We start from the raw sequence: 16979 nt of genomic DNA, 5'->3' as shown, positions 1-16979 counted from the left end.
CGTTCGGCGCGACCCAAGGATGATAGTGATGATACTCAGGCTGGAAAACGTTTCGAAGTCCTTCGGCGCCCTGAAGGTTGCGGATTCCGTGACCGTCAGCGTGCCGCGCGGCGAAGCGCTGGGCATTATCGGCCCGAACGGCGCGGGAAAATCGACGCTCTTCAACCTGATCACCGGCAATCTGTTTGCCAATGAGGGGCGCATCGAATTGCTCGGCCGCGACGTGACCCGTGCTCCGGCGATGGAGCGGGTGCGCATGGGCGTTGGCCGCAGCTTCCAGATTCCGCAGCCTTTCGAGGGGCTGACCGTGTTCGAAAATCTCTTGACCGCTGCCGCTTTCGGCCGCGGCGGACGCGAGGCCGAGATGGTCGACGATTGCGCTGGTATCCTCGAGGAGACGGAGCTTCTCAGGAAGGCCAATTTCGTGGCCGGCTCGCTGAGCCTTCTCGACCGCAAGCGCCTCGAACTCGCCCGCGCCCTGGCGACAGGCCCTGAGCTTCTGCTTCTGGACGAGATCGCCGGCGGTCTGACGGAGGGCGAATGCAAGGCCCTGGTCGCGACGATCAAGGCGATCCACGCCAGGGGCACGACAATCATCTGGATCGAGCATGTGCTGCACGCCCTGAATTCGGTGGTAGAGCGGCTTCTCGTGCTGGATTTCGGGCGTGTGATCGGGATCGGTGCGCCTGATGAGATCATGGCCTCGAAGGCGGTTCGCGAAATCTATCTGGGGCTCGAGGTCTGATGCTGGAAACGCGTGGCCTCACCGCGAATTACGGCCAGTTCCGGGCGCTGTTCGGTGTGGATATCAGCGTGGCCGCGGGCGAATGCGTGGCGATTATCGGCGCCAATGGCGCCGGAAAATCCACGCTGATGCGCTCGATCACGGGCGTGATCGGCAACGAGCCCGGTATGGTGCTGCACAGAGGCGAGTCGATCGGCGCGCTGTCGTCGGCCGAGATCATGAAGCGCGGTATCGCCATGGTGCCGGAGGGGCGCCGACTGTTCCCTTCGCTGACTGTCGAGGAAAACCTGCTGGTCGGCGGGCAGGCGCGCAAGGTGCCGGGGCCGTGGAACCTCGACGCGGTCTATGATCTTTTTCCGATCCTGCGCGAGCGGCGCAAGAGCCCCGGCACAGCGCTCTCGGGCGGCCAGCAGCAGATGGTGGCGATCGGCCGGGCGCTGATGTCGAACCCCGAATTGCTGCTCTGCGACGAGATCAGCCTCGGCCTCGCGCCCGTCGTCATCCGCGACATCTACGCAGCCCTTCCCAGGATCCGCGAAGGCGGCGCCGCGATCGTGCTGGTGGAGCAGGATATCGGCAAGGCGCTGGCGGTCGCCGACCGTGTCTACTGCATGATGGAGGGCCGCGTCACGCTGGCCGCCAGGGCGGCCGAGGTCAAGCGCGAAGACATCCATTCTGCCTATTTCGGAGTGGCGGCATGATCCGGAAACCGAGGCTCCGTCATCTGCTCGCGCAGCGCTCTTGTGGCCTGATCGAGGTGGCGCGGCGATGATCTGGCTGGACACCCTCGTGCAGGGGATTCTGCTGGGCGGGCTCTATGCCCTATTTGCAGCGGGATTGAGCCTCGTCTTCGGCATCATGCGGCTGGTGAATCTCGCCCATGGCGACCTCATCATCCTTGCCGCCTATCTGGTTTTGATGGGCGTCACGCTGCTCGGCCTGTCGCCCTGGATCGCTGCCCTGGTCGCCATGCCGGCGATGTTCGCGCTCGGCTGGCTGCTGCAGGCCGCCGTGCTGAACCGCGTGCTGGGCAAGGACATCCTGCCGCCGCTTTTGGTCACCTTCGGCCTGTCGGTCGCCCTGCAGAACGGCCTGCTCGAGGCCTTCTCCGCCGACAGCCGCCGTATTCCGGTGGGCGCGTTGGAAGGGGCATCGCTCGATCTCGGGCTGGTCACGGTGGGGATCATGCCGCTGATGACCTTTGCCTCGGCGATCGTGATGATCATTGCCCTGAACGGGCTCTTTTACCACACCGCGCTCGGCCGTGCCTTCCGCGCCACCTCGGACGACGCCGTGACGGCGGGGCTGATGGGGATAGAACCGAAGCGGATTTTCGCGATCGCCACCGGGATCGCCATGGTCGTGGTGACGCTGGCGGCCCTCTATCTCGGCATGCGGGCAAACTTCGATCCTTCGATCGGGCCGGCGCGGCTGATCTATGCCTTCGAGGCGGTGATCATCGGCGGCCTCGGCAGCCTATGGGGAACGCTCGCGGGCGGGATCATCATCGGCGTGGCGCAGACGTTTGGTGCCGCGCTCAATCCGGAATGGCAGATCCTGGCCGGCCACATCGCCTTCCTGGCCGTGATGCTGCTCAAACCGCGCGGGCTTTTTCCGCGCGCAGTGGATTGAGGGGCGGCATGTATCGACTGACAACCCGCACCCGCGCCGGAACCGTAACCGCGATCACGGTGCCGATCGTCATCGTCGCCGCGCTCGCGCTGCCTGCCGTGGCCTCGCGGGGCGTCATACAGGATCTGTTCTTCATCCTCACCATGCTGACGCTGGCGCAGATATGGAACCTTCTGGCGGGCTATGGCGGCCTGGTCTCGGTGGGTCAGCAGGCCTTCGTCGGCATCGGCGCCTACGCGATGTTCGCCGGCGTGATCCTGCTTGGCTGGAATCCGGTCCTGGCGATCCCACTGGGGGGGCTTGCGGCGCTGGTGCTGGCGGTTCCGACGGCCTTCTTCGCATTCCGTTTGCAGGGCGCCTATTTCGCCATCGGCACCTGGGTAATCGCTGAAGTGACGCGCCTGCTGGTCGCGCAGTGGAAGGCGCTCGGCGGCGGCACCGGCACTTCGCTGCCGCGCGAGGCGACGAGCAGCATCCTGGGCACCGATGCGATCAGGGCGCTGTTCGGCGTCCGCGAGGCCGCGGCACGCGACGTCCTGGCCTACTGGCTGGCCTTGGCGCTGGTCGTGGCGGTGACCGGCGGCATCTATTGGCTGCTGCGCAATCGCCTCGGGCTGGCGCTGGCGGCGGTGCGCGACAATGTCGACGCGGCGCAATCGGTCGGCGTCGATACCGGCCGGCTCAGATGGGCGGTCTTTCTGATCGCCGCGGCCGCCACCGGGCTGATCGGCGCGCTGATCTTTCTGCAGACGGCCCGCATCTCGCCGGGAGCGGCCTTTGCCGTCACCGACTGGACCGCCAACGTCATCTTCATAGTCGTCATCGGCGGCATCGGCACCATCGAGGGGCCGATCCTCGGTGTGCTGGTCTTCTTTGCGCTGCGCTCGGCGTTGGCCGACTACGGCAGCTGGTACTTGATGACGCTCGGCCTCATCGCCGTCGTCGTAATGCTTTTTGCACCAAAGGGGCTGTGGGGCCTGATCGCGTCCCGCAAGGGCCTGCACCTGTTTCCGGTTCGCCGCAGGCTGACCGGTCCGAAGATCGAGGGAGGAATTTGATGGCGGATATCGAAACCGACGTGCTGATCGTCGGCACTGGCCCGGCCGGCTCGGCCACCGCCGCGCTGCTGTCCAGCTACGGCGTCGCCAACATGATCGTCAATCGCTATCGCTGGTTGTCGAACACGCCGCGTGCCCACATCACCAACCAGCGCACGATGGAAGTGCTGCGCGACCTTGGGCCGGAGGTAGAGGCCGAGGCCATGATGCACGCCTCCCCGCAGGAGCTGATGGGCGAGAACGTGTTCTGCGAAAGCCTGGCCGGCGAGGAGATCGGCCGCATGAAGAGCTGGGGCGTCCATCCGCTCTCCAAGGCCGAACATCTCCTGTCGTCTCCCTGCTTCATGAACGATCTGCCGCAGACCTTCATGGAGCCGATCCTGTTCAAGTCGGCCTGCGCCCGCGGCACGCAGGCCCGCATGAGCACGGAATATGTCAGCCATGTCCAGGATGCGGACGGCGTGACCACGACCTGCCACGATCGGCTGTCGGGCAAGGATTTCACCGTGCGGTCGAAGTTCCTCGTCGGCGCCGACGGCGGCAACTCGCTGGTGGCCGAGCATCTGGGCCTGCCGCTCGAGGGCAAGATGGGCGTTGGCGGCTCGATGAACATCCTGTTCAGGGCTGATCTCTCGAAATATGTCGCCCACCGGCCGAGCGTCCTCTACTGGGTCATGCAGCCCGGCGCCGACGTCGGCGGCATCGGCATGGGTCTCGTGCGCATGGTGCGGCCGTGGGACGAATGGCTGATCGTCTGGGGCTACGACATCAACCAGCCGCCGCCTGAAGTGACGCCGGAACTGGCCACCAGCGTCGCGCGTCAACTGGTCGGAGATCCCGCGCTCGAGATCGAGCTCCTGGGCGCCAACACCTGGACCGTGAACAACTGCTTCGCCACGCACATGCAGAAGGGGCGGGTGTTCATCATGGGCGATGCCGCGCACCGGCATCCGCCCTCGAACGGGCTCGGCTCGAACACATCGATCCAGGACGGGTTCAACCTCGCCTGGAAGCTTGCCAAGGTCGTCAAGGGGCAGGCGGGGGTCGGGCTTCTGGACAGCTTCTCGGCCGAGCGCGCACCGATCGCGCGCCAGATCGTGACACGGGCGAACCAGTCCATCGCCGAATTCGGACCGATCTTCGAGGCGCTCGGCATGGACGGCGGCGTGGATCACGACAAGATCCACAGGAACATGGAGGCTCGCGCCGATGCGACGCCCGTCGCCGAAGCGCAGCGCGAGGCGCTCCGCAAGGCCATCGCCTTCAAGAAGTACGAGTTCGACGCCCATGGCGTCGAGATGAACCAGCGCTATGCCTCCGGCGCGGTGGTGACCGACGGCCAGCGCGAGCCGCCTTTCGAGAAGGATCGCGAGCTGCATTATGCGCCGACAACGTGGCCCGGTGCGCGCTTGCCGCATGTCTGGGTCTTCGAGCGCTCCGGCAGGAAAGTCTCGACGCTCGATCTTTGCGGGCATGGCGAGTTCACGCTGTTGACCGGCATTGGCGGCGAGGCGTGGGTCGCAGCGGCGGAGACGGTGGGCGCGGAACTCGGTCTGCCGATCCGCAGCCATGTGATCGGCCCGCGTCGCGCGATCGAGGATCATACCGGCGACTGGGCCGGCGCGCGGGAGATCCGCGACAACGGCTGCCTGATCGTTCGTCCCGACCATCATGTTGCCTGGCGTTCCGAAACGCTGGCGGCCGATCCGGCGGCCGAACTGCGCCGGGTCTTCAAATCCGTTCTGGCGCGCTGAGGAGGATCGCATGATCGACGAACACGAATCCGGCTATTTCACCGAAGCGAACTCGGCCGAGGTCGTGGTGGCGCGGAACAGGAACGCCAAGGACGAGCGACTCAAAGAGGTGATGGAGGTCATCACCCGCAAGCTGCACGAGGCGGTGAAGGAGATCGAGCCGACACAGGAGGAATGGTTCGGCGCGATCATGTTCCTGACGCGGACAGGCCAGATCTGCAACGAGTGGCGGCAGGAATACATCCTGCTGTCGGATGTTCTCGGTGTCTCGATGCTGGTCGATGCGATCAACAACCGCAAGCCGTCGGGCGCCTCGGAATCGACGGTGCTGGGACCCTTCCACGTCGCCGATGCGCCCGAACTGCCGATGGGCTCGAACATCTGCCTCGACCAGAAGGGCGAGCCCATGTTCGTGCATGGCCGCATCCTCGATACCGAGGGCAAGCCGATCGCAGGCGCCAAGATCGACGTCTGGCAGGCCAATGACGAGGGCTTCTACGACGTGCAGCAGAAGGGCATCCAACCCGACTTCAACCTGCGCGGCGTCTTCCGCACCGGCGCGGACGGGCGCTACTGGTTCCGCGGCGTGAAGCCCAAATACTACCCGATCCCGGATGATGGCCCGGTCGGCAAGCTGCTGGGCGCCCTGGGGCGTCACCCCAATCGTCCGGCGCATCTCCACTACATCGTCGAGGCCGAGGGCTTCGAAGCGCTGACCACGCACATCTTCGACCCGGACGACCCGTACATCGATTCAGATGCCGTCTTCGGCGTGAAGAAGAGCCTGCTCGCCGAATTCCGCAAGATCGAGGACGCCGAAGCTGCCGCCAGGGTCGAGGTTGCGGCCCCGTTCTACGACGTGGAGTTCGATTTCGTGCTGTCGCACAAGGGAGGAAACTGATGGCCGCACTTGAAAAGATGTTCGATGTCAGAGGCAAGTCGGTGATCGTCACCGGGGGCGCCAGCGGCATCGGGCAGGCCTATGCCGAGATCATGGCCGAGCACGGGGCGAAGGTCTGTATCTTCGACCTGAACCCTGCCGGGCTTGACACGACCGTGGCCGCGATCAGGGCGGTGGGTGGCGATGTCTGGGGCCAGGTTGTCAATGTCGGCGACCGCGCGGCCATGGCCGCAGCCTTCGACAAGGTCGCCGGGAAGGCGGGCTCGATCGATGTCGTGTTCGCCAATGCCGGGATCGATGCCGGGCCGGGCTTCAACACCCCGACGGGCGAAAGGAACCCCGAGGGCGCCATCGAGAACCTGCCCGACGAGCACTGGGACAAGGTGATGGAGATCAACCTGACCTCGGTCTACACCACGATCAAGCATGCCGTCCGGCACATGAAGCCGAATGGCGGCGGCCAGATCATCGTCACGTCGTCCATTGCATCGCTGATCAACGAGAGCATCGTGGGCACGCCCTACATGCCCGCCAAGGCCGCGGTGAACCATCTCGTTCGCCACATGGCGATGGAGCTTGGCGCCTACAACATCCGCATCAATGCCATCCTGCCCGGACCGTTCATCACCAACATCGCCGGCGGCCGGCTGCGCAATCCGGCGGACCGCAAGGCCTTCGAGGCCCAGTCGCTGCTCGGTCGGATCGGCGACCCGGAAGAGATCAAGGGCCTGGCGCTTTATCTGGCGTCGCCGGCCGCGTCTTACGTCACGGGCTCGCTGATCGTAATCGATGGCGGCTCACTGCTGAGGATGACCTGAAGCCGCTTTGAACTGAGACCGGTCCCGTGGGCCGGAGAAACTTAACCCAGGGAGGAACCGACGATGAGCTACTACAACAGACTGGTGAAATCGGGCTTGCGGCCCAGCCGCCGAAGCGTCCTGAAGGGGATTGGAGCCGGCCTTGCCGCCAGCACGCTTGGCATGCCGGCCTATGTGCGCGCCGCGACGGCGGGAAAGATCAAGCTCGGCTATCTCAGCCCGACGACCGGACCGCTCGCCCTGTTTGGTGAAACGGATGGCTACACCTTGCAGAAGATCCGCGCCCTGCTCGGCGGCCAACTGCAATGCGCCGACGGCAATACCTACGAAATCGAGATTCTTGACCGCGACAGCCAGTCCAATCCGAACAAGGCATCGGAAATCGCCGGCAATCTGATCCTGAACGACGAGGTGCATCTGCTCGTGCCGGCCTCGACCACCGACACGATCCTGCCCGCGGCCGAGCAGGCCGAGCTTTATGAAACGCCCTGCATTTCCTCGGGCGCTCCCTGGCAAGCGGTGATCATGCCGCGCGGCGGCGGCAAGCAGACCTTCGACTGGACCTATCATTTCTTCTGGGGCCTCGACGAGGCGTTGAACACCTTCGTCGGGCTCTGGAACCATCTGGAGACCAACAAGAAGGTCGGGATGCTGTTCCCCCAGAACATCGACGGCGAGACCTGGGGCAACGACGAATATGGCTTGCCAGCGCCGACCCGCAAGGCCGGCTACGAGGTCGTGGTGCCCGGCTATTTCCAGCCCCGCACCAATGATTTTTCCGCACAGATAGCCGAGTTCAAGAAGCAGGGCTGCGAGATCATCGGCGGCATTACCTATCCCGACGATCTGAAGACCTTCGTCACCCAGTGCAACCAGCAGGGCTTCAAGCCGAAGGCGGTCACGGTGGCGGCGGCGCTCTTGTTCCCGGGTGGCGTCGAGGCCATGGGTCCTCTAGGCAACGGCATGTCCTCGGAGGTCTGGTGGACCCCGGCCTTCCCGTTCAAGTCGTCGCTGACCGGCCAGGTCAGCAGCGACATCGCCAGCCAATGGGAAGCCGATACGAAGCGCCAGTGGACGCAGCCGCTGGGCTATTCGCATGCCTTGCTCGAGGTCGCCCTCGACATACTGAAGCGCTCTTCCAATCCGCTCGACCGTGCGGCCAATCGTGACGCTCTGGTCGCTACCGATCTGCAGACGCTGGTCGGTCATATCAAGTTCGACGGCTCACCCCACAAGAACATCTGCAAGACGCCGATCTTCGGCGGCCAGTGGGTGAAGGGCGAGAAATGGCCTTATGACCTGAAGATCGTCGACAACACTGTCAATCAGCTCTTCGCGCCGCAGCAGGCTATCCAGCCGATCGCCTGGTGACATGAGCGGGAACGCGGGCAGAGTTATGGGTAGGGAAATCCTGCTGAAAGCGCACGGCGTGTCGAAGTCCTTCGGCGCTGTCCGCGTCCTGCATGAGGTGAGCTTCGACGTGCATCGGGGCGAGGTGCTGGGCATCCTCGGCCCGAATGGGGCGGGCAAAACGACGCTGTTCAACATGATCAGCGGCGATTTGAAGACGTCCGGCGGCGAGATCCAGCTCGGCGACACCGCGCTTCGCGGCGAGCCGCCCTTCCGGCGCTGCCAGATGGGGATCGGGCGGACCTATCAGATCCCGCGTCCCTATTCCGGCATGACCACCTTCGAAAACCTGCTGGTCGCCGCCGCTTTCGGCGGCGGCCGGTCCGAGAAGCAGAGCTATGCTTTCTGCGCCCAGGTCCTGCGCGATTGCGAGCTCTCCGACAAGGCCAATGTCTCGGCCGGCGCGCTCACTCTGCTCGATCGCAAGCGGCTGGAGCTGGCGCGCGCGCTGGCGTCGGATCCGAAGCTGCTGCTGTTGGACGAGATCGCGGGCGGGCTGACCGACGATGAATCGAAGGCGCTGGTGGCGCTGGTGCGCCGCATACGCGACCGCGGCATCACCATTGTGTGGATCGAGCATGTGCTGCACGCGCTGCTGGCGGTGGCCGACCGGCTGTTGGTGCTGAACTTCGGCGAGAAGATCGCCGAAGGCGTGCCAGCCGAAGTGATTGCGCTGCCCGAGGTCCAGCGCGTCTACATGGGGATCGAGGCATGACGGCCGTTCTTTCCACCCACGGCCTGTTGGCCCGCTATGGCGATTTCCAGGCGCTCTACGGCGTCGACATCGAGCTGCACCAGGGTGAGGCCGTGGCCTTGATCGGCGCTAACGGGGCAGGAAAATCCACACTCCTGCGTTCGATCATGGGCTTGCTCCCGGTTGCGCGCGAGATGGTGCTGCTGCACGGCGAGGCCGTTGGCGGCACCACCACCGACCGCATGGTCCAGAAGGGTGTCGCCATCGTGCCGGAGGGCCGTCGGCTCTTCACCGGCATGTCGGTCGAGGACAATCTGCGCGTCGCCATCGACCAGGCCGCGCGCATGGGCGCTAAGGGCGGATGGACGTTGCCGCGGTTGCACCTGCTGTTCCCGATCCTAAAGGAGAAGGCCCGCACGCAGGTCCAGAGCCTCTCGGGCGGACAGCAACAGATGGTGGCGATCGGCCGCGCGCTGCTCTGCCAGCCGCGCGTGCTGCTCTGCGACGAGATCAGCCTTGGTCTTGCGCCGAAGGTGATCCGCGAGATCTATGCCGCCTTGCCCGAAATCCGCGCCACCGGAACGGCGATGATCGTGGTCGAGCAGGATGTCGGCCTCGCCCGAACCGCTACGGACCGCCTCTACTGCATGCTGGAGGGGCGCGTGACCCTGACCGGCAGGTCCGCCGAGATCACGCGTGAGCAGATCGGCAAAGCCTATTTTGGAGCAGGCCATGGAGTGGTTTGACGCCTTGGTGCAGGGAGTCCTGCTGGGCGGCATGTATGCCCAGTATGCGCTCGGCATGGCGCTGATGTTCGGCGTCATGCGGATCGTCAACATCAGCCATGGCGATCTGGTGATCCTTTTGTCGCTGATAGGCATTTCGATAGCCACGGCCTGGGGTCTGGGACCGCTGCCTGTGCTGATCTTACTGGTGCCGCTCGCGGTGCTGATGGGCTGGGTGCTGCAGAAGGCCGTGCTGAACCGCGTGGTGGGCAGCGATCCGCTGCCCTCGCTGATCGCCACCTTCGGACTTTCGATCGCGCTGCAGAACCTGATGCTGCAGATATGGTCCGCGAACAGCCGATCGTTGCCCGGCCATGGAATAGAGAGTCAATCCATCGAGATCGGCGGTATCTATGTCGGCCTCCTGCCGCTGATCGTGCTGGCCGTCGCCACGGGGTTGACAGGAGGCCTCGACCTGACGCTGAAGCGCACGCGCTTTGGCCGGGCGCTCCGCGCCGCGTCGGCCGATGTCGAGGCAGCGGCGATGACCGGCATCAATCCGCGCGCCGTCTATGCTATGGCGACAGCGGCAGCGGTCGGCATCCTCGGCTTTGCAGCCGTCTTCCAGGCGTTGCGGTCGACCGTCGCGCCGGCCGACGGACCTGCCCAGCTGATCTACGCCTTCGAAGCGGTGATCATCGGCGGCATGGGGACGGTATGGGGCGCCTTCGCCGGCTCGATGGTCCTCGGCATCTCGCAGGCCATCGGCTTCCGCATCGATCCGGGCTTCGGCGTGCTCGCCGGACATATCGTCTTCCTGATCGTGCTGGCGACCCGCCCGCAGGGCCTGTTCGGAAAGGCATTGTCATGAGTGCGATCCCCTATGTGGCAACCGAGGTGCCTGAGGTCCTGGTCCAGCGCCAGACCCGGTCCGGTCGCATCGCGATGACGCTGGCTGTGCTGGCGCTGATCGGTGTCGCCGCCATGCCATGGTGGGCCTCGACCGGCACGATCCGGTCGATTCTGGTGCTGTGCTGCTACATCGCCGTCGCTCAGATGTGGAACCTGCTCGCCGGCTATGCCGGCCTCGTCTCGGTGGGTCAGCATGCCTTCATGGGAGCGGCCGGCTATGCGCTCTTCGTGTTGGCCCAGACTTACGGCATCAATCCGTTTGTGGCGGTCTTCCTTTCGCTGCTGGTGCCGGCCGCGCTGGCCGTGCCGATCTACCTGCTGCTGCATCGCCTGGATGGCCCCTATTTTTCGATCGGCACATGGGTGGTGGCCGAGGTCTTCCGGCTGACCGCCTCGAACCTGCCGCTCGTCAATTCCGGCGCGGGCATGTCGCTTCGCGTGATGAAGGACTATTCGGCCTTCGAGCGGAATGTCGCCATGTCGCTGCTCTGCGCGGGGATGCTGCTCGTCACGCTGGGCGGCAGCTACTGGCTGCTTCGCTCGCGCTTCGGCCTTGCGCTGATCGCCATGCGCGACAATCCGGTCGCGGCCGCAAGCCAGGGCGTGAATGTCGTCAAGCTGCGCTTCCTGATCTACGTCGCGTCGGCGGTCGGCTGCGGTCTTGCCGGGGCGATCTATTTCATGGCGCAGCTCCGCATCACCCCGGGTTCGGCCTTCGATCCGATGTGGGCCAACGTCGCGATCTTCATCGTCATGGTCGGCGGAATCGGCTCCATCGAGGGCGTTCTGATCGGATCCCTGATTTTCTTCATCGCGGACCGCTGGTTCGGCGAATACGGCGCGACTTATTTCGTTGTCCTCGGCCTGATGACGCTTCTGGTCGCGCTCTACGCCCGGACGGGCATCTGGGGCCTGATCTCGAAACGGTGGGATGCACCATGGTTCCCGATCCGACGCAAGCTCGTCGACCCGAACCGCTGACGAGGAGGATTCATGAAAGCCGCCATCTTCGATAGGGTCGGCGTCCCGCTGCGGATCGGCACGGTGCCGGACCCGACGCCGGCACCGGGCGAGGTCGTCTTGCGTGTCGCCGCCTGCGGCATCTGCGGCAGCGATCTGCATATCACCGAGGACCCCGTGCCTTTCGGCATCGAGGCAGGCTTCGTGCTCGGCCATGAATTCTCTGGGGACATCGTCGCGGTCGGATCGGAGGCAACAGGCCTTCGGATCGGTGACCGTGTCGCCGTCGCGCCGATGCGCGGTTGCGGACACTGCGAAGCCTGCGAGCGCGGCGATCCGGCGCGCTGTCGCGAGATGGAGCTGATCGGCGGCGGCTATGCGCAATACGCGACCGTGGCCGCACGCCAGTGTCATATCCTGCCCGGCGATGTGGCGCTCGAGGATGGTGCGTTGGCCGAGCCACTGTCGGTCGCTCTGCATTGCATCGTCCGCTCGGGCATGAAGCCGGGGGATCGGGTCGCCATCCTGGGCGCTGGGCCGATCGGACTGCTCGTCGCCTTCTGGGCGCGGCGGATGGGGGCGTCGCGTGTCGTGGTGGCCGACATCCACGGCCATCAGCGCGAGCGTGCGCTTGCTCTCGGCGCGACCGGCTTCGCGCTTTCGGGCGAAAAGCTGACCGAAAACCTCGCCGATCTCTGTGGCGGAGCGCCAGACATTGTCTTCGAATGCGTCGGCAAGCGCGGCCTCATCGGCGCGGCGGTCGAAGCGGTGCGGCTGCAGGGCACGGTGGTTGGCGTCGGCTTGTGTATCGGCGGCGACGAATGGGATCCGTTCATTGCGCTGACCAAGGAAGTGAACCTGCTGTTCTCGGTCTTCTTCCATCAGCACAACGAATTCGGCGTCGCCCTCGATGCGCTGCGCGGCGGACCTTTCGCACCGCAAGCTCTGGTCACCGACCGGATCGACCTCTCGCCAGTTCCGCAGATATTCGAGAGCCTTCGCCGCCGCACCACGCAATGCAAAGTGCTGATCCAGCCGGACCTTGTTTGAGGCCGCACCTGTTTGAGGAGAGTGAAAATGGCCGTTCAATTCGAAACCCTCGAATACGATATCGGCGGCACGGAAACGGTGGTGAAGGCCATCGGTAGAGGCAAGCCCGTGCTGTTCCTGCACGGCGCCTCGACGCTTGAAGGCTTCGACTTCGCGGAGGGCCTCGCCGACCGCTTCCGCGTGCTCTGCCCGAGCCATCCGGGCTTCGGCTTTTCTGGCCCGGCGCCGCATGTCGCTGCGATGTCCGACATGGTTCTGCACTACCTGAACCTGCTCGATGTTCTGAACCTGCCGGAGAAGCCTCATCTCATCGGCTTTTCCATGGGCGGCTGGATGGCGACCGAGCTCGCCGGCCTTGCGCGGGAGCGTTTCGACAAGGTGGTGCTGATCGCGCCGGCAGGGCTCAACGACCCCGCGCATCCGGCCACCGATCTGGGCGCGGTCGCGCCGCAGGAGCTGCCGGCCTATCTGGCGCATGACGTCTCGGTGGCGCTGCGCTATTTCCCGGACGGCTCAGACCCCGCCTTTGCCGAGGCCTTCGGCGCCGACCGCGTCCGCGAAGGCGACACGCTCGGCCGGCTACTGATGCCATTCGGCATGGGCCATCCGAACCTGCGGCGCTTCCTGGCGCGCATCACCAACCCGACGCTGGTCGTCTGGGGCACCAAGGACCGTCTGCTGCCGGCGAGCCAGGCGCCGCTCTTCGTCGAGGCGCTGCCCGATGCACGGCTGATCCTGGTCGAGGATGCCGGTCATTTCGTCATGCAGGAAAAATCCGAAACGCTCAGGAAGATCGGCGACTTCCTCGCCGGCTGACCGCATTTGAAAAAGGAGGAGAAGACAATGAACAAACCCATCAAGCATGGCTCGTGGGGGACGACCACCGACTATCGCGACCTGCTGACGAAGATCGCGGAGATCGGGCCGGCCCTGGAAGCCAACGCCATCGCCGACGAGGAGAGCGGCGAACTGACTTCGGCCACGTTCGAGCTGCTGAAGCCGTTGCGCATGTCGCATATCTTCGCCGCGGAGAGCCTCGGCGGCGCGCAGTTGCGACCCACCCATGGTCTCGAACTGCTGGAGACGATCACCTGGTATTCGGGAGCGGCTGGCTGGGTTTCCATGGTGCATTGCTGCATCGGTGCGATGTCGGCGGCCTTTCTGCCGGACAGCGCGGTCGAGCGGCTTTTCGCGCCGGGCACCGACAACCGTTTCTCGGGGCAGGGCGCGCCGCTTGGCATGCTGAAGAAGGTCGACGGCGGCTACCGGCTGAACGGCAAGTGGAGCTATGGCAGCGGGTTCAGCCACGCCACCTATAGCCACAGTGCCGCCTTCGTCGATGACGGCACCGGCAAGCCCGCGAAGGACGACAAGGGCAATGTGATTATCATGTGCGCCCATGCGCCGATCTCGCAGCACAAGCAGCTCGGCAATTGGGACGTTCTGGGCCTCGGCGGCACCGGCAGCATCGACTATGCGGCCGAGGATGTCTTCATCGCCGACGATCTCGTCTTCCCGATCCTGACCGCACCGCCGCTGCGCCAAAAGGAGTTCTTCAGTCTCGGTGTCGTGGGCCTCGCCGCCATCGGTCATACCGGCTGGGCGCTCGGTACCGGGCGGCGGATGCTGGACGAGATCGCCAAGTTCGCCCGCACCAAATCCGGCCGCGCCGGACTGATCGGCGAGAGCGAGAAGTTCTGGCACGATTATGGCCGCGCCGAAGCCCGCTATCGCGCTGCCCGCGCCTTCGTCTTCGAAGTCTGGCGCGACATCGAGGCGACGGTCGAGGCCGGCAATAGCGTGTCGACGCGGCAGATCAGCCTTGTCCATCTGGCCAAATCCGAGATTCACGAGGTTGGCGTCGATATCTGCAACTTCGCCTACCGCGCTGGCGGCGGCGCATCGCTCCGCGCCGGTGTGATCCAGCGCACCTTCCGCGAGATGATGGTAGCGGCCAACCACTTCACCATCGCGCCGTCGATCGTCACCTCGGCCGGCCGCGACATCGGCGGCGTGTGGAGCGATCGAACCTGGCAGTTCTACGACCTGATCGAGAAGAAGTAGTTGCAAGGGCCGGACAGCGGACGCCGTCCGGCCCCTTTTTCATGCTGCAGAAGAGACATGTCGATGAGCATCCCGCACCCCATGACCAACGCCTTCCGCGAAGCCTTTCGCCACCATCCGGCCGGTGTCGCGGTCATCACTGCCGATCCCGGCGACAGGCCGGTGGCGATGACCGTGTCTTCGCTGATCTCGGTAAGTGCCGCGCCGCCGGTCGTCGCCTTCTCGCTCTCGATGAAATCGACTTCGTCCGAGCCCTTGCTGCGGGCCGAGACCATGGTGATCCACCTGCTGCGCTTCACTGATATCGACCTGGCGCAGCTCTGCGCGTCCAGCGGCGCGGAACGTTTCCCGCCGGGAGGCGCCTGGGCGCGGCTGCCCACCGGCGAACCGCGCTATACCGGCGTTTCGACCTGGTTCCGCGCCCGTCGGCTCGGCGTTCTGCCGATTGAGGGCGCGACACTGGTCGCGGCCGAACTCCTTGACGGCGAGGTACAGCCGGACGAGGTCCCCCCGGAGGCGCATTCGCTTGTTTATCTCGACCGTCGCTGGCATCGCCTGCACAAGGAACTGGACGGGGTGGCTGAGCTTCTTGAGTCGTCGCGTTTTCTTTGAAGGCGCCGAAGCGGTGCGGGTTGTCCGGTCGTTGCGCAGGAACTCGCAAAGCCAGTCGAAGCGCGTTCGGCGTCAATCGTACCGTGCTCTCTGGCTCCCAGCGCGGGGTTGAAGCCTATCCGGCCAGTTGGGCACTAGCCGGAACTTCGTCCGCATCGGATGCGGTACGAGGGGATGGCAATTTTCGTCGCAGATGACGTCAGACATATCCGCAAAATATCTCACGTATTGACGTTAACTTAACATGCTACTATGGTCTTTTTACCGCGTCGGATGCGTCGCTTTTGTATCACCGTTGCTCGTTGATTGTCGTCATGCCTGTCATCCCTATCCCAACCTGCAGGTTTGCCTTGCAGCGCCCTTCACCAGTTGCTGAAAGCGGCGGCGCCCATGCCCAGTTTGCTCGGAATCGATAACGGTCTCACGGTCACCAAGGCGGTGATCTTCGATGCCGATGGCACGCAGTTGTCGGTGGCGCGCCGGCGCGTCCCGCAGTCGATGCCCCATGCGCGCTGGGTGGAGCGCGACATGGCAAGGCTATGGCAAGCCACCGCCGATGCCATCCGCGAAGCGATCGCATTGTGCGGCCGGGCCGCCAACGATATCAAGGCGGTGGCGGCGACCGCACACGGCGATGGTCTCTATTTGCTCGACAAGGATCGCCGGCCGCTAGGCCCCGGTATCCTGTCGCTTGACAGCCGCGCCGGCGAGATTGTCGAACAATGGTCGGCGGATGGGGTCTTCCAAAATGCGTTGGCGCGTACCGGACAGGCGCCGCACGTTTCGGCTCCGTCGGCGCTGCTGGCCTGGATCAGGAAGAACCAACCCGACCGCTATGGCCGCATCGGGCATATACTGGCCTGCAAGGACTGGCTGCGCTTTTGCCTGACCGGCACGATCGGCACCGACCGTACCGAGGCCAGCACCTCATTCACGGATTTCCGCACGCAGGATTACGCGCTGGAAGCGATGCGCATCTTCGAACTGGACGATCTTTTCGACGCGCTGCCGCCGATGGCGCATTCGGCCGAGATCGCCGGCCACGTTACCGCCGAGGCCGCCGACATGACCGGCCTTGCCAAGGGGACACCAGTGGCGAGCGGCCTGCATGACGTAACTGCCTCCGCACTTGGCATGGGCGGCCATGAGGAGGGTGTGCTTGCCATTGTCGCCGGGACCTATTCCATCAACGAAGTGGTCTCTTCGCAACCGCGCGTCGACCCGCGTTGGCTCTGTCGCAACGCCATCGACGCCGGCCGCTGGAACAACATGGCGATCTCGCCGGCCTCGACCGCGAACTACGATTGGTTTCTCGACACGTTCTGCCGCTCGGAACAGGAGAGGGCATCGGTCGGTGGTGGCTCGATCCACGAGGTTTTGGCAACAGAGATCGACGAGGCGCTTAAAAAGCGGTCGACCATCCTGTTTCATCCCTATCTGTTCGGCTCCCCCTTTGGCGATGTCGCCAGCGGCAGCTTTGTCGGCCTTCATGGCTGGCACAATCGCGGCGATATGCTCAAGGCGGTTCTGGAGGGCATTGCTTTCAATCATCGTACCCATGTCGAAGCCTTGCGCGACGGCTTTGCCATCAGCGAAATCCGCCTGACCGGCGGCGGCTCGCGCAATCCGGCCTTCGTCCAGATG

17 protein-coding genes are annotated in these 16979 nt (G+C 64.8%); all 17 read left to right on the top strand.

The features are described 5' to 3' along the window. Window positions 1-28: 28 nt before the first annotated feature. Window positions 29-745 (top strand): ABC transporter ATP-binding protein, encoded by a 717-nt coding sequence (locus EN939_RS00085; RefSeq protein ID WP_127266437.1) that lies wholly within the window; start codon window positions 29-31, stop codon window positions 743-745. Beyond that, window positions 745-1446 carry an ABC transporter ATP-binding protein gene (locus EN939_RS00080; RefSeq protein ID WP_127266436.1) on the top strand — a complete coding sequence of 234 codons (702 nt, stop codon included), beginning with the start codon at window positions 745-747 and terminating at the stop codon, window positions 1444-1446. Before EN939_RS00085 ends, EN939_RS00080 begins: the two co-directional genes overlap by 1 nt. A gap of 67 nt (window positions 1447-1513) precedes the next feature. After that, window positions 1514-2377, top strand: coding sequence for a branched-chain amino acid ABC transporter permease (locus EN939_RS00075; RefSeq protein WP_127266435.1), 864 nt, complete (start codon window positions 1514-1516; stop codon window positions 2375-2377). An 8-nt stretch (window positions 2378-2385) separates the two neighbouring features. Further along, window positions 2386-3435, top strand: a complete 1050-nt coding sequence (locus EN939_RS00070; protein ID WP_127266434.1) for a branched-chain amino acid ABC transporter permease — start codon at window positions 2386-2388, stop codon at window positions 3433-3435. Beyond that, a complete protein-coding gene (locus EN939_RS00065; protein WP_127266433.1) occupies window positions 3435-5189 on the top strand; it encodes an FAD-dependent oxidoreductase in 1755 nt (584 codons plus the stop codon). Before EN939_RS00070 ends, EN939_RS00065 begins: the two co-directional genes overlap by 1 nt. A gap of 10 nt (window positions 5190-5199) precedes the next feature. Next, on the top strand, window positions 5200-6090 hold the full coding sequence (locus EN939_RS00060) for an intradiol ring-cleavage dioxygenase (RefSeq protein WP_127266432.1): 891 nt from the start codon (window positions 5200-5202) through the stop codon (window positions 6088-6090). Then, a complete protein-coding gene (locus EN939_RS00055) occupies window positions 6090-6908 on the top strand; it encodes an SDR family NAD(P)-dependent oxidoreductase (protein ID WP_127266431.1) in 819 nt (272 codons plus the stop codon). The genes EN939_RS00060 and EN939_RS00055 overlap by 1 nt, the downstream gene beginning before the upstream one ends. A 63-nt stretch (window positions 6909-6971) precedes the next feature. Beyond that, window positions 6972-8279, top strand: coding sequence for an ABC transporter substrate-binding protein (locus EN939_RS00050; RefSeq protein ID WP_127266430.1), 1308 nt, complete (start codon window positions 6972-6974; stop codon window positions 8277-8279). Between the two features lie 25 nt (window positions 8280-8304). Continuing rightward, a complete protein-coding gene (locus EN939_RS00045) occupies window positions 8305-9033 on the top strand; it encodes an ABC transporter ATP-binding protein (RefSeq protein ID WP_127266429.1) in 729 nt (242 codons plus the stop codon). After that, the gene (locus tag EN939_RS00040) at window positions 9030-9758 is read left to right on the top strand and encodes an ABC transporter ATP-binding protein (RefSeq protein ID WP_127266428.1); all 729 of its coding nucleotides are present in this window, start codon (window positions 9030-9032) and stop codon (window positions 9756-9758) included. Before EN939_RS00045 ends, EN939_RS00040 begins: the two co-directional genes overlap by 4 nt. Further along, window positions 9745-10608: a branched-chain amino acid ABC transporter permease gene (locus tag EN939_RS00035; RefSeq protein ID WP_127266427.1), complete on the top strand. Its 864-nt coding sequence runs from the start codon at window positions 9745-9747 to the stop codon at window positions 10606-10608. The genes EN939_RS00040 and EN939_RS00035 overlap by 14 nt, the downstream gene beginning before the upstream one ends. Then, window positions 10605-11630, top strand: a complete 1026-nt coding sequence (locus EN939_RS00030) for a branched-chain amino acid ABC transporter permease (RefSeq protein WP_127266426.1) — start codon at window positions 10605-10607, stop codon at window positions 11628-11630. Before EN939_RS00035 ends, EN939_RS00030 begins: the two co-directional genes overlap by 4 nt. A gap of 12 nt (window positions 11631-11642) precedes the next feature. Then, window positions 11643-12659: a zinc-dependent alcohol dehydrogenase gene (locus tag EN939_RS00025; RefSeq protein WP_127266425.1), complete on the top strand. Its 1017-nt coding sequence runs from the start codon at window positions 11643-11645 to the stop codon at window positions 12657-12659. A gap of 27 nt (window positions 12660-12686) precedes the next feature. Next, the gene (locus EN939_RS00020; RefSeq protein WP_127266424.1) at window positions 12687-13475 is read left to right on the top strand and encodes an alpha/beta fold hydrolase; all 789 of its coding nucleotides are present in this window, start codon (window positions 12687-12689) and stop codon (window positions 13473-13475) included. Between the two features lie 27 nt (window positions 13476-13502). Then, the gene (locus EN939_RS00015) at window positions 13503-14723 is read left to right on the top strand and encodes an acyl-CoA dehydrogenase family protein (RefSeq protein WP_127266423.1); all 1221 of its coding nucleotides are present in this window, start codon (window positions 13503-13505) and stop codon (window positions 14721-14723) included. A gap of 57 nt (window positions 14724-14780) precedes the next feature. Further along, window positions 14781-15335 carry a flavin reductase family protein gene (locus tag EN939_RS00010; RefSeq protein ID WP_236383135.1) on the top strand — a complete coding sequence of 185 codons (555 nt, stop codon included), beginning with the start codon at window positions 14781-14783 and terminating at the stop codon, window positions 15333-15335. A 390-nt stretch (window positions 15336-15725) separates the two neighbouring features. Continuing rightward, window positions 15726-16979, top strand: a 1254-nt coding sequence (locus EN939_RS00005; RefSeq protein WP_164750855.1) for an FGGY-family carbohydrate kinase, incomplete at its 3' end; no start/stop codon positions are given.

Origin of the sequence: Mesorhizobium sp. M7A.F.Ca.CA.002.05.1.1 (assembly GCF_003998335.1) — a bacterium.
Classification (GTDB): Bacteria; Pseudomonadota; Alphaproteobacteria; order Rhizobiales; family Rhizobiaceae; genus Mesorhizobium.
The sequence above is the reverse complement of the archived record's forward strand: the minus strand, read 5'-3'. Positions and strand labels throughout refer to the sequence as shown.

Excerpts from the sequence above, each read along its gene's own strand:
- EN939_RS00075 (WP_127266435.1), top strand. The coding sequence starts at position 1,514 with ATGATCTGGCTGGACACCCTCGTGCAGGGGATTCTGCTGGGCGGGCTC.
- EN939_RS00065 (WP_127266433.1), top strand. The coding sequence starts at position 3,435 with ATGGCGGATATCGAAACCGACGTGCTGATCGTCGGCACTGGCCCGGCC.
- EN939_RS00035 (WP_127266427.1), top strand. The coding sequence starts at position 9,745 with ATGGAGTGGTTTGACGCCTTGGTGCAGGGAGTCCTGCTGGGCGGCATG.
- EN939_RS00025 (WP_127266425.1), top strand. The coding sequence starts at position 11,643 with ATGAAAGCCGCCATCTTCGATAGGGTCGGCGTCCCGCTGCGGATCGGC.
- EN939_RS00050 (WP_127266430.1), top strand. The coding sequence starts at position 6,972 with ATGAGCTACTACAACAGACTGGTGAAATCGGGCTTGCGGCCCAGCCGC.
- EN939_RS00030 (WP_127266426.1), top strand. The coding sequence starts at position 10,605 with ATGAGTGCGATCCCCTATGTGGCAACCGAGGTGCCTGAGGTCCTGGTC.
- EN939_RS00045 (WP_127266429.1), top strand. The coding sequence starts at position 8,305 with ATGGGTAGGGAAATCCTGCTGAAAGCGCACGGCGTGTCGAAGTCCTTC.
- EN939_RS00080 (WP_127266436.1), top strand. The coding sequence starts at position 745 with ATGCTGGAAACGCGTGGCCTCACCGCGAATTACGGCCAGTTCCGGGCG.
- EN939_RS00040 (WP_127266428.1), top strand. The coding sequence starts at position 9,030 with ATGACGGCCGTTCTTTCCACCCACGGCCTGTTGGCCCGCTATGGCGAT.
- EN939_RS00070 (WP_127266434.1), top strand. The coding sequence starts at position 2,386 with ATGTATCGACTGACAACCCGCACCCGCGCCGGAACCGTAACCGCGATC.
- EN939_RS00020 (WP_127266424.1), top strand. The coding sequence starts at position 12,687 with ATGGCCGTTCAATTCGAAACCCTCGAATACGATATCGGCGGCACGGAA.
- EN939_RS00010 (WP_236383135.1), top strand. The coding sequence starts at position 14,781 with ATGTCGATGAGCATCCCGCACCCCATGACCAACGCCTTCCGCGAAGCC.
- EN939_RS00055 (WP_127266431.1), top strand. The coding sequence starts at position 6,090 with ATGGCCGCACTTGAAAAGATGTTCGATGTCAGAGGCAAGTCGGTGATC.
- EN939_RS00060 (WP_127266432.1), top strand. The coding sequence starts at position 5,200 with ATGATCGACGAACACGAATCCGGCTATTTCACCGAAGCGAACTCGGCC.
- EN939_RS00085 (WP_127266437.1), top strand. The coding sequence starts at position 29 with ATGATACTCAGGCTGGAAAACGTTTCGAAGTCCTTCGGCGCCCTGAAG.
- EN939_RS00015 (WP_127266423.1), top strand. The coding sequence starts at position 13,503 with ATGAACAAACCCATCAAGCATGGCTCGTGGGGGACGACCACCGACTAT.